Origin of the sequence: Phytoactinopolyspora halophila (assembly GCF_003287285.1) — a bacterium.
Taxonomy (GTDB): domain Bacteria; phylum Actinomycetota; class Actinomycetes; order Jiangellales; family Jiangellaceae; genus Phytoactinopolyspora_A; species Phytoactinopolyspora_A halophila.
Genome location: NZ_QMIG01000017.1, coordinates 59,131 through 77,308, shown reverse-complemented (window position 1 = coordinate 77,308; position 18,178 = coordinate 59,131). Strand labels below are relative to the sequence as shown.

General features: G+C 68.5%; 15 protein-coding genes. 8 read left to right on the top strand and 7 right to left on the bottom strand.

Annotation, left to right across the window (positions count from 1 at the left end):
• Positions 1–5 precede the first annotated feature (5 nt).
• On the top strand, positions 6–2,372 hold the full coding sequence (ligA, locus tag DPM12_RS15260) for an NAD-dependent DNA ligase LigA (RefSeq protein ID WP_245951286.1): 2,367 nt from the start codon (positions 6–8) through the stop codon (positions 2,370–2,372).
• 217 nt (positions 2,373–2,589) lie between these two features.
• Positions 2,590–4,689: a RecQ family ATP-dependent DNA helicase gene (locus DPM12_RS15255; RefSeq protein WP_211659019.1), complete on the top strand. Its 2,100-nt coding sequence runs from the start codon at positions 2,590–2,592 to the stop codon at positions 4,687–4,689.
• Here the strand turns inward: DPM12_RS15255 and DPM12_RS15250 are convergent.
• From DPM12_RS15250 to DPM12_RS15235, 4 genes are all read right to left on the bottom strand, one after another.
• Positions 4,633–5,349, bottom strand: coding sequence for an ACT domain-containing protein (locus DPM12_RS15250; protein ID WP_211659018.1), 717 nt, complete (start codon positions 5,347–5,349; stop codon positions 4,633–4,635). The two genes, DPM12_RS15255 and DPM12_RS15250, sit on opposite strands and share 57 nt — an antisense overlap.
• A gap of 56 nt (positions 5,350–5,405) precedes the next feature.
• Entirely contained in the window at positions 5,406–6,053 is a 648-nt protein-coding gene (locus DPM12_RS15245; protein ID WP_112259195.1) for a response regulator transcription factor, read from the bottom strand.
• A 109-nt stretch (positions 6,054–6,162) separates the two neighbouring features.
• A complete protein-coding gene (locus DPM12_RS15240) occupies positions 6,163–7,548 on the bottom strand; it encodes a sensor histidine kinase (RefSeq protein ID WP_158542913.1) in 1,386 nt (461 codons plus the stop codon).
• Positions 7,549–7,553: 5 nt separating this feature from the next.
• On the bottom strand, positions 7,554–9,065 hold the full coding sequence (locus tag DPM12_RS15235; protein WP_158542912.1) for an acyltransferase family protein: 1,512 nt from the start codon (positions 9,063–9,065) through the stop codon (positions 7,554–7,556).
• Positions 9,066–9,266: 201 nt separating this feature from the next.
• On the opposite strand from DPM12_RS15235, the gene gatC reads away from it, so the two are divergent.
• From gatC to DPM12_RS15205, 6 genes are all read left to right on the top strand, one after another.
• The gene (gene gatC, locus DPM12_RS15230) at positions 9,267–9,566 is read left to right on the top strand and encodes an Asp-tRNA(Asn)/Glu-tRNA(Gln) amidotransferase subunit GatC (protein WP_112259192.1); all 300 of its coding nucleotides are present in this window, start codon (positions 9,267–9,269) and stop codon (positions 9,564–9,566) included.
• The gene (gene gatA, locus DPM12_RS15225; RefSeq protein ID WP_112259191.1) at positions 9,563–11,083 is read left to right on the top strand and encodes an Asp-tRNA(Asn)/Glu-tRNA(Gln) amidotransferase subunit GatA; all 1,521 of its coding nucleotides are present in this window, start codon (positions 9,563–9,565) and stop codon (positions 11,081–11,083) included. The genes gatC and gatA overlap by 4 nt, the downstream gene beginning before the upstream one ends.
• Positions 11,084–11,106: 23 nt before the next feature.
• The gene (locus DPM12_RS15220) at positions 11,107–11,295 is read left to right on the top strand and encodes a hypothetical protein (RefSeq protein WP_123788404.1); all 189 of its coding nucleotides are present in this window, start codon (positions 11,107–11,109) and stop codon (positions 11,293–11,295) included.
• The gene (gatB, locus tag DPM12_RS15215) at positions 11,295–12,812 is read left to right on the top strand and encodes an Asp-tRNA(Asn)/Glu-tRNA(Gln) amidotransferase subunit GatB (RefSeq protein WP_112259189.1); all 1,518 of its coding nucleotides are present in this window, start codon (positions 11,295–11,297) and stop codon (positions 12,810–12,812) included. Before DPM12_RS15220 ends, gatB begins: the two co-directional genes overlap by 1 nt.
• A gap of 109 nt (positions 12,813–12,921) precedes the next feature.
• The gene (locus DPM12_RS15210) at positions 12,922–13,653 is read left to right on the top strand and encodes a M50 family metallopeptidase (RefSeq protein WP_112259188.1); all 732 of its coding nucleotides are present in this window, start codon (positions 12,922–12,924) and stop codon (positions 13,651–13,653) included.
• Positions 13,654–13,716: 63 nt separating this feature from the next.
• Positions 13,717–14,946 carry a flavin monoamine oxidase family protein gene (locus DPM12_RS15205; protein WP_112259187.1) on the top strand — a complete coding sequence of 410 codons (1,230 nt, stop codon included), beginning with the start codon at positions 13,717–13,719 and terminating at the stop codon, positions 14,944–14,946.
• A gap of 64 nt (positions 14,947–15,010) precedes the next feature.
• On the opposite strand, the gene DPM12_RS15200 is transcribed toward DPM12_RS15205, so the two are convergent.
• Genes DPM12_RS15200 through DPM12_RS15190 form a run of 3 tightly spaced genes read right to left on the bottom strand, consistent with a single transcriptional unit; the run spans position 15,011 to position 18,130 of the window.
• On the bottom strand, positions 15,011–16,069 hold the full coding sequence (locus DPM12_RS15200) for an NAD-dependent epimerase/dehydratase family protein (protein WP_112259186.1): 1,059 nt from the start codon (positions 16,067–16,069) through the stop codon (positions 15,011–15,013).
• 46 nt (positions 16,070–16,115) lie between these two features.
• Complete coding sequence (locus tag DPM12_RS15195; protein WP_112259185.1) at positions 16,116–17,204, bottom strand: pyridoxal-phosphate dependent enzyme; 1,089 nt, start codon at positions 17,202–17,204, stop codon at positions 16,116–16,118.
• Positions 17,201–18,130: a succinylglutamate desuccinylase/aspartoacylase family protein gene (locus tag DPM12_RS15190; protein ID WP_158542911.1), complete on the bottom strand. Its 930-nt coding sequence runs from the start codon at positions 18,128–18,130 to the stop codon at positions 17,201–17,203. The genes DPM12_RS15195 and DPM12_RS15190 overlap by 4 nt, the downstream gene beginning before the upstream one ends.
• Positions 18,131–18,178 lie beyond the last annotated feature (48 nt).

Sequence of the window (18,178 nt, the reverse complement as noted above, 5' to 3'; positions counted from 1 at the left end):
GTACTGTGACGACGGATCCTGTGGAAGCTGCGGAATCTGCTGACGCCGCCGGCACCGCTGGCGCGGCGGGCACGGTCGGTATCGACGACGTTCCGCGCGAGGTGCGCGAGCGTCATGCGGCGCTGGCCGAGGAGATCGAGGCGCATCGGCACCGGTACTACGTGCTGGATCGGCCGACCATCAGTGACGGCGAGTTCGACGCCCTGGTACGCGAGCTGGAAAGTATCGAAGACCAGTACCCTGCCCTGCGTACGCCGGACTCTCCCACGCAGAAGGTGGGAGCACCCGCTGCCGAGCCGGGAGTGGTTGAGGGCTCGTGGCCGCCCATCGATCACCTCGAGCGGATGCTCAGCCTCGACAACGCGTTCGATTTCGACGAGCTCTCCGAGTGGGCTGTCCGGGTCGAGCGCGAGGTCGGTGCCGGGGCGCGGTACTTGTGCGAGCCGAAGGTCGACGGCGTGGCGGTCGACATCGTGTATCGCCACGGTCAGCTCGCCACCCTGGCGACGCGGGGGGATGGCCGTACCGGGGAGAACATCACCTACAACGCCCAGTTCGTCGACGCCGTCCCGAAGCAGCTGGACACGTCGTCGGCGTATGCCGTGCCCGAGATTGTCGAGATCCGTGGCGAGGTGGTGTTTCCCGCCGAGACCTTCGAGGCGATCAACGCCGAACGCGGCGAGCTCGGCCTTCCCCTGTTCGCCAACGCGCGCAACTCCGCTGCCGGTGTGCTGCGCCAGCGCCTCGATCGCCGCAGGGAGAAGCTCGATGCGGCGCGCGAGCGGGCGCAGGCTGCGAGCGGTTCGGGTCGCGCGCAGGGCACGGTGGACAGGCTGGAGGCCGAGTTCGATCGTGCCCGGCGTATGCTGTCGTCGCTGCGGCTCATCTGTCACGGCCTGGGTCAGCGCAGCGGCTTCGAGGTGGAGTATCAGTCCGAGGCGTACGATGCGCTCAAGGCGTGGGGGCTGCCGGTCAGCGACCGCGTGCGCGTCGTTCCCGAGCTCGGCGATGTCCGCGAGTACATCGACTATTACGACGCGCACCGCCATGACGTCGAGTACGAGCTTGACGGCGTGGTGGTGAAGGTGGACCAGGTGGCGCTGCAGCGCCAGCTCGGCGCCACGTCCCGGGCGCCGCGCTGGGCCATCGCCTACAAGTACCCGCCAGAAGAGGTCACCACCAAGCTGCTGGACATCAAGGTCAGTGTGGGCCGCACCGGGCGGGTGACCCCGTACGGGGAGATGGAGCCGGTGCAGGTGGCCGGCTCGACGGTGGAGAACGCCACGCTGCACAACGCCTCGGAGGTGGAACGCAAGGGGATCTTGATCGGTGACACCGTGGTGCTGCGCAAGGCGGGCGACGTCATTCCCGAGATCCTGGGTCCGGTCCGTGACCTGCGTGACGGCAGCGAGCGTGCGTTCGTCATGCCCGCCGAGTGCCCGTCCTGCGGCACGCCGCTGGCCCCGGCCAAGGAAAGCGATGTCGACATTCGCTGTCCCAACACTCGCTCCTGTCCGGCGCAACTGATCGAGCGGCTGTTCTACCTTGCCGGTCGCGGCGGGTTCGACATCGAGGCACTCGGGTGGGAGTCGGCGCAGGCGCTCACGGCTCCTGCAGAACCGGAGCAGCCGCCGGTCACCGACGAGGGCGATCTGTTCCTGCTCAATATCGAAGATCTGCGCGATGTCAAGGTCCGCCGCCAGGCCCGGCGCCAGGGCGCCGAGCCGGGGGAGACCGAGCTCGTGCCGTACTTCTACACCAAGGCCGACGACGCCAAGGAGTCGGTGCCCACGAAGAACACCGAGCGGCTGTTTGAACAGCTGGAAAAGGCGAAGGAGCAGCCGCTCTGGCGGGTGCTGGTGTCGCTGTCCATTCGCCACGTTGGCCCGACGGCAGCGCGTGCGCTGGCCACGGCGTTCGGGTCGATGGAGGCGATCGAGAACGCCACGGAAGAGGAGCTGGCGGCGGTCGACGGTGTCGGCCCCACCATCGCGGCATCGATCGTCGAGTGGTTCAGCGTCGAATGGCACCGTGACGTGGTGCGCAAGTGGCGCGAGGCCGGCGTGCGTATGGAAGACGACCACTCCGATGCGCTCCCGCGCACGCTTGAGGGGTTGACTATCGTGGTCACCGGCTCGCTCGACGGCTTCAGCCGGGACGAGGCCAAGGAAGCCATCCTGACCCGGGGTGGCAAGGCGTCAGGCTCGGTGTCGAAGAAGACGTCATACGTCGTCGCCGGCGAGAGCGCCGGTTCGAAGTACGAGAAGGCGGTCCAGCTCGGCGTGCCGGTGCTCGACGAGGACGGTTTCCGGGCGCTGCTCGACGGCGGTCCGGATGCGGCCGAGGCGCACGTGCAACAGCCGGAAGGGTAGACGTTCCGGCGCCGCCGTTTCCGCTACCTGTGCGTGGAGACGCGGCACCCGTGCGTGCAGAATCGGCCGCTATCACGACTGTTTCTCCCCGCGGCACCGGGCCGGAACGCCGCACAGATCACCACACCATCGACAGGCACAGAATACTCAACTCGAGCGGCTGTACTACGGGAGCTTGAGGTGATGATATAGGCCGAGCGATACCGGGAGGATGACGATGCGCGATGAGGCCGAGAACCTGCTGCGTCGCCTGGTCGGCGATTCGTCGGCGGAGTTCCGGGACGGGCAGTGGGACGCGGTGCAGGGGCTCGTCGAGCACGGGAATCGCGTCCTCGTGGTGCAGCGCACCGGCTGGGGCAAGTCGGCCGTGTACTTCGTCACCACCGGGTTGTTGCGGGCGCGAGGGCTGGGTCCGACGGTGATCGTGTCGCCGTTGCTGGCCCTCATGCGCGATCAGATCGCCGCGGCGGAACGCGCCGGAATCCGGGCGGTCACCATCAACTCCGCGAACGCCGACGAGTGGGCCGAGATCACCAAGGCGCTCGCCGACGACGCCGTGGACGTGCTGCTCGTCAGCCCGGAACGGCTGAACAATCCGCGGTTCCGGGAGGAACAGCTGCCGGAGCTGTCCGGGCGGGCCGGGCTGGTCGTCGTCGACGAAGCCCACTGCGTCTCCGATTGGGGGCACGACTTCCGGCCCGACTACCGCCGCATCCGCGATCTGCTGGACTCGCTCCCGGAGGGCACCCCGGTTCTGGCCACGACCGCTACGGCCAACGCCCGGGTGGTGGCCGACGTGGCCGAGCAGCTCGGCAGCGGCGGCGCCACGGTCCAGACGCTGCGCGGCTCGCTGGCCCGGGACAGCCTGCGCCTGGGGGTGTTGCCGCTTGGCTCATCCGAGGAGCGGCTCGGCTGGCTCGTCGCCCATCTGCACGAGCTGCCCGGCAGCGGCATCGTGTACGCGCTGACGGTGTCCGATGCCGAAGACACGGCCGCCATGTTGCGCGACGCCGGCTACGAGGTCCGCGCCTACACCGGCCGCACCGACCCGGCCGACCGCGTCGATGCCGAACGTGCCCTGCTGCACAACGAGGTCAAGGCGCTGGTTGCCACCAGTGCACTTGGGATGGGGTTCGACAAGCCCGATCTCGGCTTCGTCGTCCATCTCGGGGCGCCGTCGTCACCGGTCGCGTACTACCAGCAGGTCGGCCGGGCCGGCCGGGCCACTGAACGGGCCGATGTCTTGCTGCTGCCGAGCCCGCAGGATGCCGAGATCTGGCGCTACTTCGCCACCGCCTCGATGCCCAAACCCGATCAGGCGCACGCCGTGCTCAGCGCGCTGAACAGTGCCGGTGAACCCATGTCCACGGCGGCACTGGAGACCGTCGCCGACGTCCGGCGCACCCGGCTGGAGCTGTTGCTGAAGGTGCTCGACGTCGAGGGAGCGGTGCGCCGGGTTCGTGGTGGCTGGGAGTCCACGGGCGTGCCGTGGGAATACGACACCGAGCGTTACGAGCGCGTCGCCCGGGCGCGGGCGCACGAGGCCGAGCTGATGCTGGCCTACCAGCGAGGCGAGCAATGCCGGATGGAGTTCCTGCAGGAGGTTCTGGACGATCCGACGGCGGCGCCGTGCGGGCGATGCGACGTGTGCGCGGGTGCGTGGTATCCGCATGCGATTCCCGACGAGGCCCGCTCGCACGCCCGCGGCGCTCTCGACCAGCCCGGCGTCGTCATCGAACCCCGCGCGCAGTGGCCGTCGGGCATGGAGCGGCTGGGCATCGACCTCCGCGGGAAGATCGCCGACACGGATCGCGTGGAGCCCGGGCGGGCCGTGGCGCGCCTCACCGGGCTCGGCTGGGGACAGCGCCTGCGCGAACTGTTCGCGGGCACCGACGGCCCGGCACCGGACGCGTTGCTGGCGGCCTGCGTCGAGGTGCTGCGGGCGTGGGATTGGGAACAGCGCCCGCACGCCGTGGCGTGGATCCCGTCGAGCACGCGCCCGCAGCTGGTCGCATCGGTGGGGTCGTCGCTGGCCGCCACCGGCCGGCTGGCCGAGCTGGGAGCCCTGGACGACATCGGGGGCGCGCCGCCGGAGGAGCCGGCCGGAAACAGCGCGTTCCGGTTGGCCGAGGTGTGGGGACGGTGGCGGGTCGGTGAGACGATGCGCGAGTCACTGGCGGGCGTGGGCTCCGAGCCTGTCGTCCTGCTCGTCGACGACCTCGTCGACTCCCGGTGGAGCGTCACCGTGGCCGGCCGGGAGCTACGCCGTGCCGGTGCCGCCCGCGTGCTGCCCTTCGCTCTCGCCGTGAGCGCTTGATTGTTGCAGGTGAGTGCTCTGGCGGATCACCGTCACCAGGTCCGCGAGGTGACTGAGCCGGGCCAGTTCGGAGTCGAGGATGCGGGGGCCGCCGTCGCGGCCGAGGATGATGGCCCGTTCGGGAACCTCCAGCGGCGCACCCACGGCGACGACGTCGGTCCAGGATTCGGGTGCCCACGCGTCGGTGACGATCCGGGTGGGCTTGCCCATCGGCATCCAGGGGGCCAGGTAGCCATCGGTCTCGGGTGCGCCGCCCGCGGCCCGCTCCACTCGCACCCGCCCGCCGTCGAGGGAGACGAGCAAGGACCAGCCGGAGCGGAAGACACCGGGAATGAGGTCGACGAGGATCGTGTCGGCATTCTTCGGATCGGTGGTCATCGCCTCGACAGCTTCAAGGTCGCGGTGCAGGTGGCCGCCGGGACTGTAGTGACCGATGAACTCGACGGTCACGTCGTCGACGGAGCGGCACGCGGTGACCAGCGAGTCGAGAAGGCGCCCGGTTGGGAGGTCGACGAGGAGGTCGTCGACGGCGCTGCCGTCGGAGCGGTGCTCGACGACGTCCACGCCGACGATGTCACCACCGGCCTCACCGATCGCCGAGGCGACCGCACCGAGAGCACCGGGACGATCCGGGAGTACGACGCGCAGTAGGTACGACACGAGTACGATCCTGCCACGTTTCGGCCTTCTTCACCTGCCCGAACGTGCGAATGTGGTCAGCGACTCGATTCGAGCCAGGCGAGCACGGCCAGCACGCGGCGGTGCCCGTCGTCGGACGCGTACAGATCCAGCTTGGTGAGGATCGAGGAGATGTGTTTCTCCACTGCACCATGGGTGATGACGAGCGTCCGCGCGATCGCCGCGTTGGTCCGTCCTTCCGCCATCAGCTTGAGCACGTCGCGCTCGCGCGTCGTCAGCCGGTCGAGCGGGTCGTTGCGGCGTGCCGCGAACAGCTGCGCGACCACGTCGGGATCCAGCGCGGTGCCGCCGGAGCCGACACGTTCCAGCGCATCGGACAGTTCGGCGAGATCGGACACGCGGTCCTTGAGCAGGTAGCCGACACCACCGGAGCCGTCGGCGAGCAGATCGGTGGCGTAGGACACCTCGACGTACTGGGACAGCACGAGGACTCCGGTGCCGGGAACGTGACGGCGGGCTTCGAGGGCGGCGCGCAGGCCCTCGTCGGTGTAGGTGGGCGGCATCCGCACGTCGACGATGGCGACGTCTGGCTTGTGCTCGATGACGGCTTGCACCAGGGCCTCCCCGTCTCCGACGGCGTCGGCGACCTCGGCGTCGGCTTCACCCAACAGGCGGATGAGACCTTCGCGTAGCAGGATGGAATCTTCAGCGAGCACAATGCGCATCCCCCTATCTTCGCTTATCCCCTCCCGCGCTCTCCTCCCGTCCTCTCCTCCCGTCCCCTCCCGTGATCATGAACACTAGGCCACCTATGTGGTCGCCTAGTGTTCATGATCACGAGTGAGAGAGGGGAATGTCGGCGTTGAGCACGGTGCCGCCGCCAGGAGGGCTGTCGACGGAAAGCGTGCCATCGACGCCGGCCAGGCGATCGGAAAGCCCGGACAGGCCGTGACCCTTCCCGACATGTGCACCACCCCGCCCGTTGTCAGCGACGCGGACGCACAGCATATGGTCAGCAAGGAAAACGGAGACTTCGCAGCTGGTGGCCTGGCTGTGCTTCGCCACGTTCGTCAACGCTTCTGTGGCGACGAAGTAGGCCGCGTTCTCCACCGAACGTGGCAGCCGTTGCCGATCGTCGAGATCGACGTCGAGCGTGGTCGGCACCGGGCTGCGCGCCACGGCCGCCGCCAGAGCGGCCTCCAGCCCGCGGTCGGTGAGAATCGGGGGCGCGATCCCCCGGGAGAGGTGGCGCAGCTCGGTGAGGGCCTCCTCGGTCTGCTGAAGCGCGCCTTCCACGAGCGGGCCAGCGGCCTCGGGGTCGTCGTTGAGCCGGCGCTGCGCGGACTTGAGATCCATGGTGAGCCGCACCAGACGCTGTTGCGGGCCGTCGTGGATGTCCCGCTCCACCCGGTGCAACGTATCGGCCTCGGCCTCGACCACCGCCTGCCGGCTGCGCTCCAGATTCTCGGCACGTGCCTGCCAGGCGGCGTGCTTGTTGGTGAGGATGGTCCACGCCAGCGATGTCTCGATGGCTGCCATCGCTCGGACAGCGTAGGGCAGCGTGACGAGGAACACCACGCCGATCACCGTGTTGACCAGGACGTCGGCGCTGAAACTTTCCCACCCGAAGACCAGATCGGCCAGTCCTTGCACGTCGTCGCCGCGCGGTATCGACCATGCCCACAGCGGGTAGGTCACGGTCAGCGCGGCAGCCGTCCAGCTGACCGTCACCGTCCACGTGAAGAGCCGCACCCACAGGATCAGCAGCCCGTGGAAGAAGTCCCGCCACAGTTGCGGGTCGGCGAAGTACCGACGCAGGCGGGTCAGGCCCGCACCCTCTCCGGGCCGGTAGTACGCCGGTCCGACCCGCCAGCCTTCAAGCAGCCCGACCCGGACGCGCTCGGCGGTGGCGAACCCGCGGGCCGTAAGCAGGGTCACCAGCAGCACCACCAGCCCGAGCAGGGCGAGCGGGATCAGGCCGATTCCGAGGAAGAAGCCCGTGATCAGAACGCTGAACGACGCGACGCCGATCGGCAGTCCGGGTAGCAGGTATATGAGGTCCCTGCCGGCCTGATGCCAGCTGGGGCGGGGGCGAGGCCGGGGTGGACCGAAGGTGTTGTCCTGTCCAGCATCGGCAGCATCGTCGGGGGCACGGCCGGAACGGTCGGGTCGCGCCGTGCCGGGTTCCCACATCGAAAAGGGCTGTATCGAGGTATCCATCGTGGTCACGCTCCTACACTCTCGCGTTCGGGCCCGCGATGCGAGCCGGTTGGCTGGTGTGATGGCGGTGGGGTTGTCCCCACCTCGGGTGTGCGGGCTGCCGGCGGCTGCGGTGTCGCGGCAGACCTGACGGCAGGCATCGCGGCAGACCTGACGGCAGGTATGGCGGCGGGCATGGTGCTGGGCATGGCGGCAGTCATCGCGGCGGGCATGGTGCCGGGGTCGCGCCGACGCCGGGGAACGCGCAGCAGCGTGACACCGGAGACGATGGCGAGGCTGGCGGTGGCCGGCCCGACGAGATCGCCAGCGGTGGTGGGGTCGAATCCGTCGATGGTGAGCTCGAGCAGTCCCGGCCCGATCAGTACGGCAGCGGCCCCGACGCGCCAGGCGGGAGCGTCGACGTTGGCCCGCCTCCGCTCCACGCGGGAGAAGACGTGCACTAGCGCGGCGAGGACGAGGGCGAGCCCGGCCAGCCATGCCTGGATCTCGCGTCGCCAATCCGCGCTGAACAGTTCCGGCGTGGACCAGCCGAGGCCGACGACGGCGATCCCGCTGACGAGGACCAATGCCGGTGTGTGCCAGACGTAGATCGTCAGGAGTCGCTGGGACATCCAGGCGAGCCCGTGCGAGACCGTCCGGCCAGACGCCCACTGCCGGATCGCGTGACGCATCGCGAAGGCCAGACCGAGCTGGAGGGTGGCGATGCCGAGCAGGGCAGCGCTGGGCGGATTCATGGCGGACACCGGCGATCCGGGCATCCCGATCATGCTGGCGGGGTACGGACCCGCGGCCACGCCGACGGCGGTGACAAGCAGGCCGATGCCCGCGGCGACGCAGGCCCGGCTCCGGTGCAACCAGGCCAGCCGGCCATGTGCGTAGGCGATGCCGAGCTGGTAGAGCGCACCCCAGACGAAGGCGACGTTGACATAGCCGATGGCATCGCCCACGGCCCCATCTGTGCCGCCAAGAAGGCCGAACCGCAGGACGTCGACGGCGACGGCCCCCGCTGCCAGGACGGCGATCTCGACGCCGCGCCAGCGCCGATGCAGCGCGATCAGTGCCGGCGTCACCGTGGTGAACAGCACGTACACGGCCAGGAACCACAAGAGACGTCCGGTGATCTCGCCTGCCATGACGACGGGTGCGGTTGGTAGTCCGAGAAGGAGAAGCAGGTAGGGAAGCGGCAGCCAGATCGCCGCGAGTGGCAGCACCGGCAATGCCAGCCGGTACAGTCGCTGCCCCGTCCAGCGCGCGGCACCCGTGCCCGATGCGTTCCGGGCGCGGGTTCGCCAGCTGTATGCGGCGGCTGCGCCGCCGGCGAAGAAGATCAGCGGCATGACCTGGCACAGCCAGGTGATCGGCCACATTCCCGGTTGCGCGAGCGTGTTGCCACGAATCAGCCGCTCGCCGTCGTAGGAGAGCTCCGGCATGAGCCAGTGCAGCCCGACGATCACGATGACGGCGAACACCCGTAGCACGTCCACGAACGGATCGCGCTCGACTCGGCGTGTGAACATGGCTACCAGCCTGGTGACCTGCGCCGAGATCCACAGCCCGGCCATCTGGCGTCTTCGTGGTGGTGCTAGCACGCGACACGGCGGTAGGGCAGGCCCCACCTGGCGTAGGATCGGCCGAGTCAGCCGGATCACCGATGCGAGGGGCGGCCGGGCCACGCATGCCCGGACGAGCCGTCCCGACGACGGAGGGGTAGCACGCACATGTCCTCGATCAGCCGCGACGAGGTCGCGCATCTGGCGCGCCTCGCCCGCCTCGAGCTCGAACCGGACGAGCTCGACCACCTCGCAGGTCAGCTGGACCAGATCATCGGCGCCGTCGGGCAGGTGTCGCAGGTGGCGGCCGACGACATCCCGCCGACGTCGCACGCGCTGCCCATCACTAACGTCTTCCGCGACGACGTGCGCCGGCCCTGCCTGAGCTCGGAGGCCGCCCTATCCGGCGCGCCCGAGGCGGAAGAGGGCCGGTTCCGGGTCCCGCAGATCCTGGGGGAGGAGCAATGACGGCGCGGGATCTGAGCCGGCACACCGCCGGTGAGCTCGCCGCGGCCGTCGCGTCCGGCGAGGTCAGTGCCGTCGAGGTGACGCAGGCACATCTGGACCGGATCGGTGCCGTCGACGGTGGGGTTCACGCTTATCTGCACGTCGACGCCGACGCCGCGCTGGCCGCCGCGGCCGATGTCGACGCGCGGCGCGCCGCCGGTGCGGAACTCGGGCCGCTGGCCGGTGTGCCGCTGGCGCTCAAAGATGTCATCACCACGTCCGACATGCCGACGACGGCGGGCTCGCGCATCCTGGAGGGGTGGCGTCCCCCGTACGACGCCACGATCGTCCAGCGGCTGCGGGACGCCGGTGTGATCATTCTCGGCAAGACGAACATGGACGAGTTCGCGATGGGTTCGTCGACGGAGAACTCCGCGTTCGGGCCCACACACAACCCGTGGGACCTCTCCCGCATCCCGGGCGGCTCCGGAGGTGGATCGGCAGCGGCGCTGGCCTCGTTTCAAGCGCCGCTGGCCATCGGCACCGACACCGGCGGATCCATCCGCCAGCCGGCCGCTGTCACCGGAACCGTCGGCGTCAAACCCACCTACGGCGGAGTCAGCCGGTACGGGCTGATCGCCTGCGCTTCCAGCCTCGACCAGGCCGGGCCGTGCGCACGGACGGTGCAGGATGCCGCGCTGCTGCACGAGGTGATCGCCGGGCACGACGCTCTCGACTCGACCAGCATCGACCGCCCGGTCCCCGACGTCGCCGGCGCCGCCCGGCAGGGCGCCGAGGGGGACCTTTCCGGGTTGCGGGTCGGCGTGGTCAGCGAGCTCGGCGGTGAGGGATACCAGGCCGGCGTCGAGGCCCGCTTCCACGAGACGGTGGAGCTGCTGGGCAAGCTGGGCGCCGACGTCGTCGAGGTCTCCTGCCCGCACTTCTCCTACGGGCTGGCGGCGTACTACCTGATCCTGCCGAGCGAGGTCTCGTCGAACCTGGCACGGTTCGACGCGATGCGCTACGGGCTGCGAGTCGGTGACGACGGCACGCGCAGCGCGGAGGACGTCATGAACGCCACGCGGGGCACGGGATTCGGCGCGGAGGCCAAACGGCGGATCATCCTCGGCACCTACGCGTTGTCGTCGGGCTACTACGACGCCTACTACGGGCAGGCGCAGAAGGTGCGCACCCTCATCAGCCGGGACTTCGCCGCGGCGTTCGAGCAGGTGGACGTGCTCGTGTCGCCCACGACGCCGACGACGGCCTTCCCTCTCGGGGAGAGGGTGGACGATCCGCTGGCCATGTACAAGAACGACCTGTGCACCATCCCCAGCAACCTCGCCGGCAACGCCTCGGCGTCGTTCCCGTGCGGGCTGGCCGACGAGGACGGCTTGCCGGTCGGGCTGCACGTCATGGCGCCGGTGATGGCCGACGAGCGCGTGTACCGGGTCGGCGCCGCCGTCGAACAGGCATATGTCACGCAGTGGGGTGGGTACCTGCTGGACCAAGCGCCAGAAGTGGAGGAACGTCAATGAACATCAAACACATGATCAGGTTCGTGGGCAGCGCGGTCTCGGCCGGGTCCGCCGTGAAGGCCCTCGCCAAGGCCAAGCGCGAGGGCGACACGCTGAAGATGGTCGAGGCCGCTCTCAGCGTCGCGACCGTGGCCGTCACCGTCGCCGTCGTCGTGCGTGAAATGCGTGAAGGCGAGAACGGGTCCGCCGATTTCGAGCTCGAGGACAAGTGATGCCGACCGCTACCACCGCCTTGCCGTCGTTCGACGACGTCATCGCCCGGTTCGACCCGGTGATGGGCATGGAGGTCCACGTCGAACTGGGCACGGTCACCAAGATGTTCTGTGGCTGCTCTACGGAGTTCGGCGCGGAACCCAATACGCAGGTGTGTCCCACGTGTCTGGGACTTCCCGGCTCGCTTCCGGTGGTCAACCGCACCGCCGTGGAGTCCGCGATGCGCATCGGCCTGGCGTTGAATTGCCACATCGCGGAGTACTGCCGCTTCGCCCGGAAGAACTACTTCTATCCGGACATGCCGAAGAACTTCCAGATCTCGCAGTACGACGAGCCGATCGCCTTCGACGGCTGGACCGAGGTGACCGTCGACACCGACGACGGCCCGCGCGTGGTGCCGATCGGCATCGAACGTGCCCACATGGAAGAGGACACCGGCAAATCCCTGCACGTCGGTGGCAGCACGGGACGTATCCACGGGGCCAGCCATTCGTTGCTGGACTACAACCGCGCCGGGATCCCGCTGATCGAGATCGTCACCAAGCCGATCGAGGTGGAGGCGGCGCTGGCGCCCGCCGTCGCGCGCGCCTACGTCACGGAGCTGCGCGAACTCGTCCGCGCGCTGGGCGTCTCCGAGGCGCGCATGGAGCTCGGGCAGATGCGCTGCGATGCGAACGTGTCGCTGCGTCCGCGGGGCACGACGACGTTCGGCACCCGCAGCGAGACGAAGAACGTGAACTCGTTGCGTTCGGTGGAGCGCGCGGTCACCTACGAGATCCGCCGGCACGCTGCGGTGCTCGACGCGGGTGAGCCGGTGGTGCAAGAGACCCGGCACTGGCACGAGGACACCGGCGAGACCACGGCGGGCCGTACCAAGGAGGAAGCCGAGGACTACCGCTACTTTCCCGAGCCCGATCTCGTGCCGCTGGCGCCGTCACGGGAGTGGGTCGAGGAGCTGCGGGGCACCCTGCCCGAGCCGCCCGCGGCGCGCCGGGCCCGCCTGCAAGGGGAGTGGGGCTTCACGGACCTGGAGATGCGCGACGTCGTCAACGCCGGGGCCATGGGCCTGGTCGAGGAGACCGTCACCGCGGGCTCCGACCCGGCGGGCGCGAAGAAGTGGTGGCTGGGCGAGATCGCGCGCACCGCAAACGAGCGCGGCGCCGAACTCGACCAGGTCGGGATCACGCCGCAGCAGGTGGCCCGCGTCCAGGAGCTGATCGGTGCCGGGACGTTGAACGACAAGCTGGCCCGGCAGGTGGTCGAGGGCGTGCTCGCCGGTGAGGGCAGCCCCGACGAGGTGATCGAGGCCCGCGGCCTGGCCGTCGTCTCCGACGACGCGGCGCTCGGCGCCGCCGTCGACGACGCGATCGCGGCCATGCCCGACGCCGCCGAGAAGGTCCGTGGCGGGAACATGGGACCGGTCGGGGCGCTGATCGGTTCGGTGATGAAGGCGACGCAGGGTCAGGCCGACGCGCAGCGCGTCCGGGAACTCATCCTGCAGCGCCTCGGAGAGTGAACGGTCGTGCCACCACGCCATTGTGGTGGCACGACCTCCTGCTCACCAGCCTAGACGCGCCGAAGCCCCAGGTGAAGTGGTGGTGATCGCCAGCGTGTAACGTCGACCCGTGCATGCGTTGAGCGGGTACCGGCTGGACGAGACGTTGAATTCCATGCCGGAGGGACAGGTTCTCGTCGTCGCTCTCGCGGCGATCGCCCTGGCGCTACACCCGGTCACCTGGAACGTCGTCGGATACCCGGTCACCATCGTGCACGAAATCGGGCACGCGCTGGCCGCCGCGCTGGTCGGATACCGGGTGCGCGGGATCACCGTGAACAGCGACATGTCCGGGGCCACCAACTTCGCGGGCAAGGGCGTCTTCCGGGTGCTCTGGACGCTGTGGTGGGGATACCCGGCCCCTGCCGTCGCCGGTGCCGCACTGATGTGGGCGGTGTCGCAGGGCTGGGCGCAAGTCGCCCTGGCGGTCCTCGTGGTGTTCCTGGCGTTGACGTTCCTGTTCTCCCGGAGCTGGCACACGGTGGCCGTCGTTCTCGCCACGGGAGTCCTGCTCGGTGCGGTCGCCTGGTTCGGAGAGCCGTGGGTGCAAAACGTCGTCGTGTTCGCGTTCGCGTGGCTGCTGATCGTCGGATCGGTGCGGGCGTTGTGGTCGATCACGCGCAGTCACCTCACGCGCTCCGGTGTGGCCCGCTCGGACGCCTACATGATGGGACGCCGCATGCGTCTCCTGCCGGGCGGCTTCTGGGTACTGACGTTTGCCCTCGTCATCGGTGCGTCGGCGTGGTACGGCGTGACGACGGTGACGGAGCTCGTCAACGTGTCCGATGTCATCTCTCCGTGATCACTAGAAAAAAGGACGGGAATCGGTAGCGAAACACCGGTCCGATGATCCATATTGCCGCTCATGGGACCAGACAAAGCAGTGATCGTCGGCGCCGGAGTGGCGGGGTTGACCGCAGCGATGGACTTGCTCGCGGCGAACGTCGACGTCACGGTGCTGGAAGCGCGTCCGCGGGTAGGAGGGCGCGTGCACACGGTCTCCCTCCCCGATGGCCGGTGGGCAAACGCCGGCGCCGATTGGGTCAAGGCCGAGCATCATCTCGTTAGGGGTATGGCCGCAGCATTCGGGCTGAAAATGGTTGCGGCCCGGGAGTTCGAAGCCTACGTCGTCGATGGCCGGCTCCATCCGACCAAGCCGCGTTCGGCGCACCTGATCTCCGAAGCGTTGGAAGACCTCGCCGAGCCGATCATCAGGATGGATCGGCCCTGGTCCGACCGCACCGCAATGGAGCTGGATCGCCGCAGCGTCGCCGAGTGGCTGGATGACCTGCGCCCGGCGGACGAGGCGCGGGCGTGGTTCGAGGCCCGCATCCGCGCCGAATACATGGTGGAGCCGGATGAGCTGTCGCTGGTCGTGCTCAGCATGGCCGGACGGCTCGGTTCGCGCAGCACGTCCTACCGGTTCGCCGACGGCGCCGGATCGTTCGTGGATGCGCTGGTGCAGCGCTGCGAGGGCGCCGCCATACATCTCGGCGAACCGGTGCGGCGCATCGAGCACGACGCGTCCGGCGCTGCTGCGGTGACCGACGATGCCACCTACGAAGCCGACGACGTCATCGTCACCGCACCGCTGCCCGCACTCGCCCGCGTGACGTTCGATCCTGAAATCGAGCTTCCAGTCATCGGACAGGGGCGCGGCGGGAAGCTCCTGGTGCCGTACCCGGCGCCGGGCTGGCGCCACCCCGAGCTGGACGTGACCGAAGAGGTCAGTTTCGACCTGGTTTACGAGAACGCACCCGATCAGCGTGCGCGGGGCGGCATACTCGGGGTCTACGGCATGCAACGGATCGACGCGGAGGAGGCGATTCGCGCCTTCGCCGCGTGGTTTCCCGAACTCGGCGACCCGGACGGTGAACCGATGGGCGTGTGGTGGGACACCGAGCCTGAAAGCGGATGCACTGCCTCGGCGTTCCGCCCGGGCGACGTTAAGGCCCTGCAGAGGCTCGCATCGCGCACCGGCCACGTGCACTTCGCCGGCGAGTACGCCGAACCCATGAGCGGATACATCGACAGCGCGCTGCGCAGTGGCCGCCGCGTGGTGAACCGGATGCTCGGCAAGATGTCCAAGTTCTGAATGCACGTCAGGTGATCGTCGACGCGAACGCGCGTCGACGATCACCGGCGCCACAGCTAGCTGATCATACGCGTGCGGGGATGTATGCCTCGTCGGGGTCAGTGCCCGCGCTGGCCGCCGAATCCGAACCCGCCGAAGCGGATTCGACCATGCTGCGGAAGTCGTGCCGCGGGTAGAAGCCGAGCAGGCCGCGCGCCTTCGAGATGGTCATCTCCAGACGCCAGGTGGTGGGCATGGTGACCGTGACCTTCGGTACCCCGTACGTCTCCGCGATGATGGACGCCGCGTCGTCGTGCCGGGTGGGTGCGGGCCCGGCGATGTTGAAGGCGCACCCGAGCGCGTAGGGCTTGGTGAGCGCCAGGTACAGACCCTCGACGGCGTCGCGGACGTCGAGCAGGTGGATGCTCCACGACTCGCCGTCGCGGCCCACGAGGGAGACCGCGGCCTCATCCGGTGCGCCAGCCACCCCGGTCTCGAACGCCTCGGTCATGCCGGGGTGGTTGTAGAACAGCTGCCAGATGTTGGAATCCCGGCCGAGCCCGGCCCGCCGCAGCAGGCCGCGCAGCGAATGGACCCGGAACTGCTGGGCGGCTTCGGCGGGGTCAAGTACGGTGGCGAATCGGGTAATCGTGAACGGGATGTCGAACTGCGCGGCATGGTTGTGCAGGATGATCTCGCCGAGCAGCTTGGACGTTCCGTAGTAATCAGCCGGGCGCTGGTGGGTTTCCTCCGAGAGGGGAATCGACGGCGGGTCGCCGGGGCGATAGGTGCCGTCGGTGCTGGCGAGCAGGAATCTCTCGACGCCGTTGCCGCGCGCCACAGCTTCGAGCAGGCGCAACGTTCCCAGGGCGTTGATGTCGTAGAACGTGTCCACCGGCGTGTCACCGCGGATGAGCTGCGCGGCCAGGTGCACCACGTGCGTAACGTCGCGGCAGGCGTGGTTGATGGCTGCCTGATCGGTGAGATCGGCCTCGACGATCTCGACCTCGGGCATGGACGTCAGCTTGGCGGCCTGCGGGTCACCGGGCATGACCATCGCCTTGACCTGGGCGCCAGAAGAGACCAGGCGTTTGACCATATTGGCACCGACGCGTCCGGTGGCGCCGGTGACGAGGACTAACATCACGGAGATCCTTTCTCGCGTGACCGCGGACGGGTGACGTGAGCGATCAGATGTGGCGCTGCCAGGTTTCGATGTAGTTTTCGATGTCTTTGACCTTGACCATCGGGCATTGTTGCGACGAGTGGCGGGGACGTTGGGGGTCCTTCCAGCCGGCGCCGGTCAAGATGAGGATGGGATGGTCCTCGTCACCGACCATCCCGCTGTCGATGTCGTTGATGAGGGCGGCCAGTCCGGCGGCGGCAGCAGGCTCGACCGAGATTCCTTCGGTGGCGGCGAGCCGCTGTTGCGCGGCAAGGATCTCGTGGTCAGTGGCGCTGGTGCCCCACCCCCAGGACTCCCGGATGGCTTCCGCGGCGAGATACCCGTCGGGTGGGTCGGGAAGCTGGAGACCGGAGATCTGGCTCAGGCAACTCTCGATCTGCGGAGTGTCGATCTCGTTTCTGACGTAGTGGACGATCGGGGCGCACCCGGCTGGCTGGCAAGCGATCACCGCCACGGGCATGTCCCGGGAGAACAATCCCCGGGAGACAGCGGAGATCAGCCCGCCTCCGCCCGTGGGAACGTAGACGCAGGTGGGGTCCGTCGTCTGTTCGGCGAGCTCGTAGCCGATCGTGTCCACGCCACGCATGCCGTCCGGGTTGAAGACGTGCGCGGTGATTGCGAGGAACAGGTCGTACTCGTCGGCCGCCCGCTCGATCTGTGCGAGCATCCTCGTCGAGACCGAACTTGAACCGTTGTGGCCGGTTCCTTCGACGGAGATGAGGCCGACGGGATACGGCGTCAGCGGCAGCCACTTGTGCGACGGCGCGTTGGCGACCATGCATAGGAAACCCGGCAGGGCGGCTCGCGTGCCGTAGGCAGCCATGGCCAGCCCGGCATTCCCCGACGACGTCGCCACCCAGCCGCGCCTGCCTCGCTGCACGGCGAGCGAGATGGACATGGCCGCGACCCGATCCTTGTACGAGCCGGTCGGATTGGTGAACTCCAGCTTCGCGGAGAGCTTGGCGACGCCGAGCTCGTGAGCGAGCTTGTCGAGCGGCACGAGAGGGGTGTTGCCCTCGCCGAGCGTGACGAATCGATCGACCTTGGGAAGGTCGCTAGCGAATCGGCTGATTCCGGATGAACGTCCGGTCATGTGTATGCCTCGTGCATGTCGGAAGGTTGGGCCAGGACGAACAGCACGTCGCCAGCCTGGGTACGAGCCTGACGGCGGAGAAACATCAGCACGCCGTCGGCATGAGCGTTCACGTAATGCAGGAAGTTTCCATCGAAGTCGTAGAAACGGCCGATCTCGCTATTCGCGGCGGTGAATTCACCGACGGCGGCCGAGGAGACGAAGAAGCCGTGATGGGTTGCCTGAAAACCGTCGTCGAGATCACCATCTCCGCGCACCCAGCGTGGTGGCCGGGTGGGCATATCGAGGGTGTCCGAAGACATTCCCAAGTGAGTCATGACGTTGAAAACTCCACGTGTATAGGCGTCGAGTTCGTGCGCCCGGATGCTGCCGCCGCCGGAACATTCCGCGTAAATGGCGGGTACGCCGAGCTGGGCAGCGGCCGAGAGGGAACGGCCCGCTGCCCCTGTGGGGTGGACCCAGATGGTCGGCACCGCGAAGGCCTCGGCCAGCTCTCGCGAGCGTTTGTGCTCCGAGGTGTCTTCGCAGTAGCCGACCATCAACGGCATGCGATAGCGCAGACCTGCTGAGTGCAAATCGATCAGTGCATCGCTTTCAGCCAGGACATCCGTCGTGATCGCGGATGCTATCGCCGCCGTGGGCCCGTCATCGGGGGATCCGGGAAAGCTCCGGGCGAGGTTGGAGCCGTCGACGGGGCTGTGACGGTCTTGTGCTGCCCACCCGGATGGATTCGCACGAGCAATAGCGAGAATGGTCCCCCGACGTAGTCGTTGTGGTTGTGCACTCACCTCCTTCGTGACGCGCTGTACGGCGAGAACCCCTTCGTCCTCATCACCGTGGACACCGCCAAGCACCGCCAGCGTCGGCCCCGGTTCCGGACCGGAGATGGCGGTCAGGACGACGTCGCCGGCTAGCGGACGAGTCACAGTCCCGGGTGTGGATCGGTCAGCCATGGTTCCTGGCTTCACTCCCTC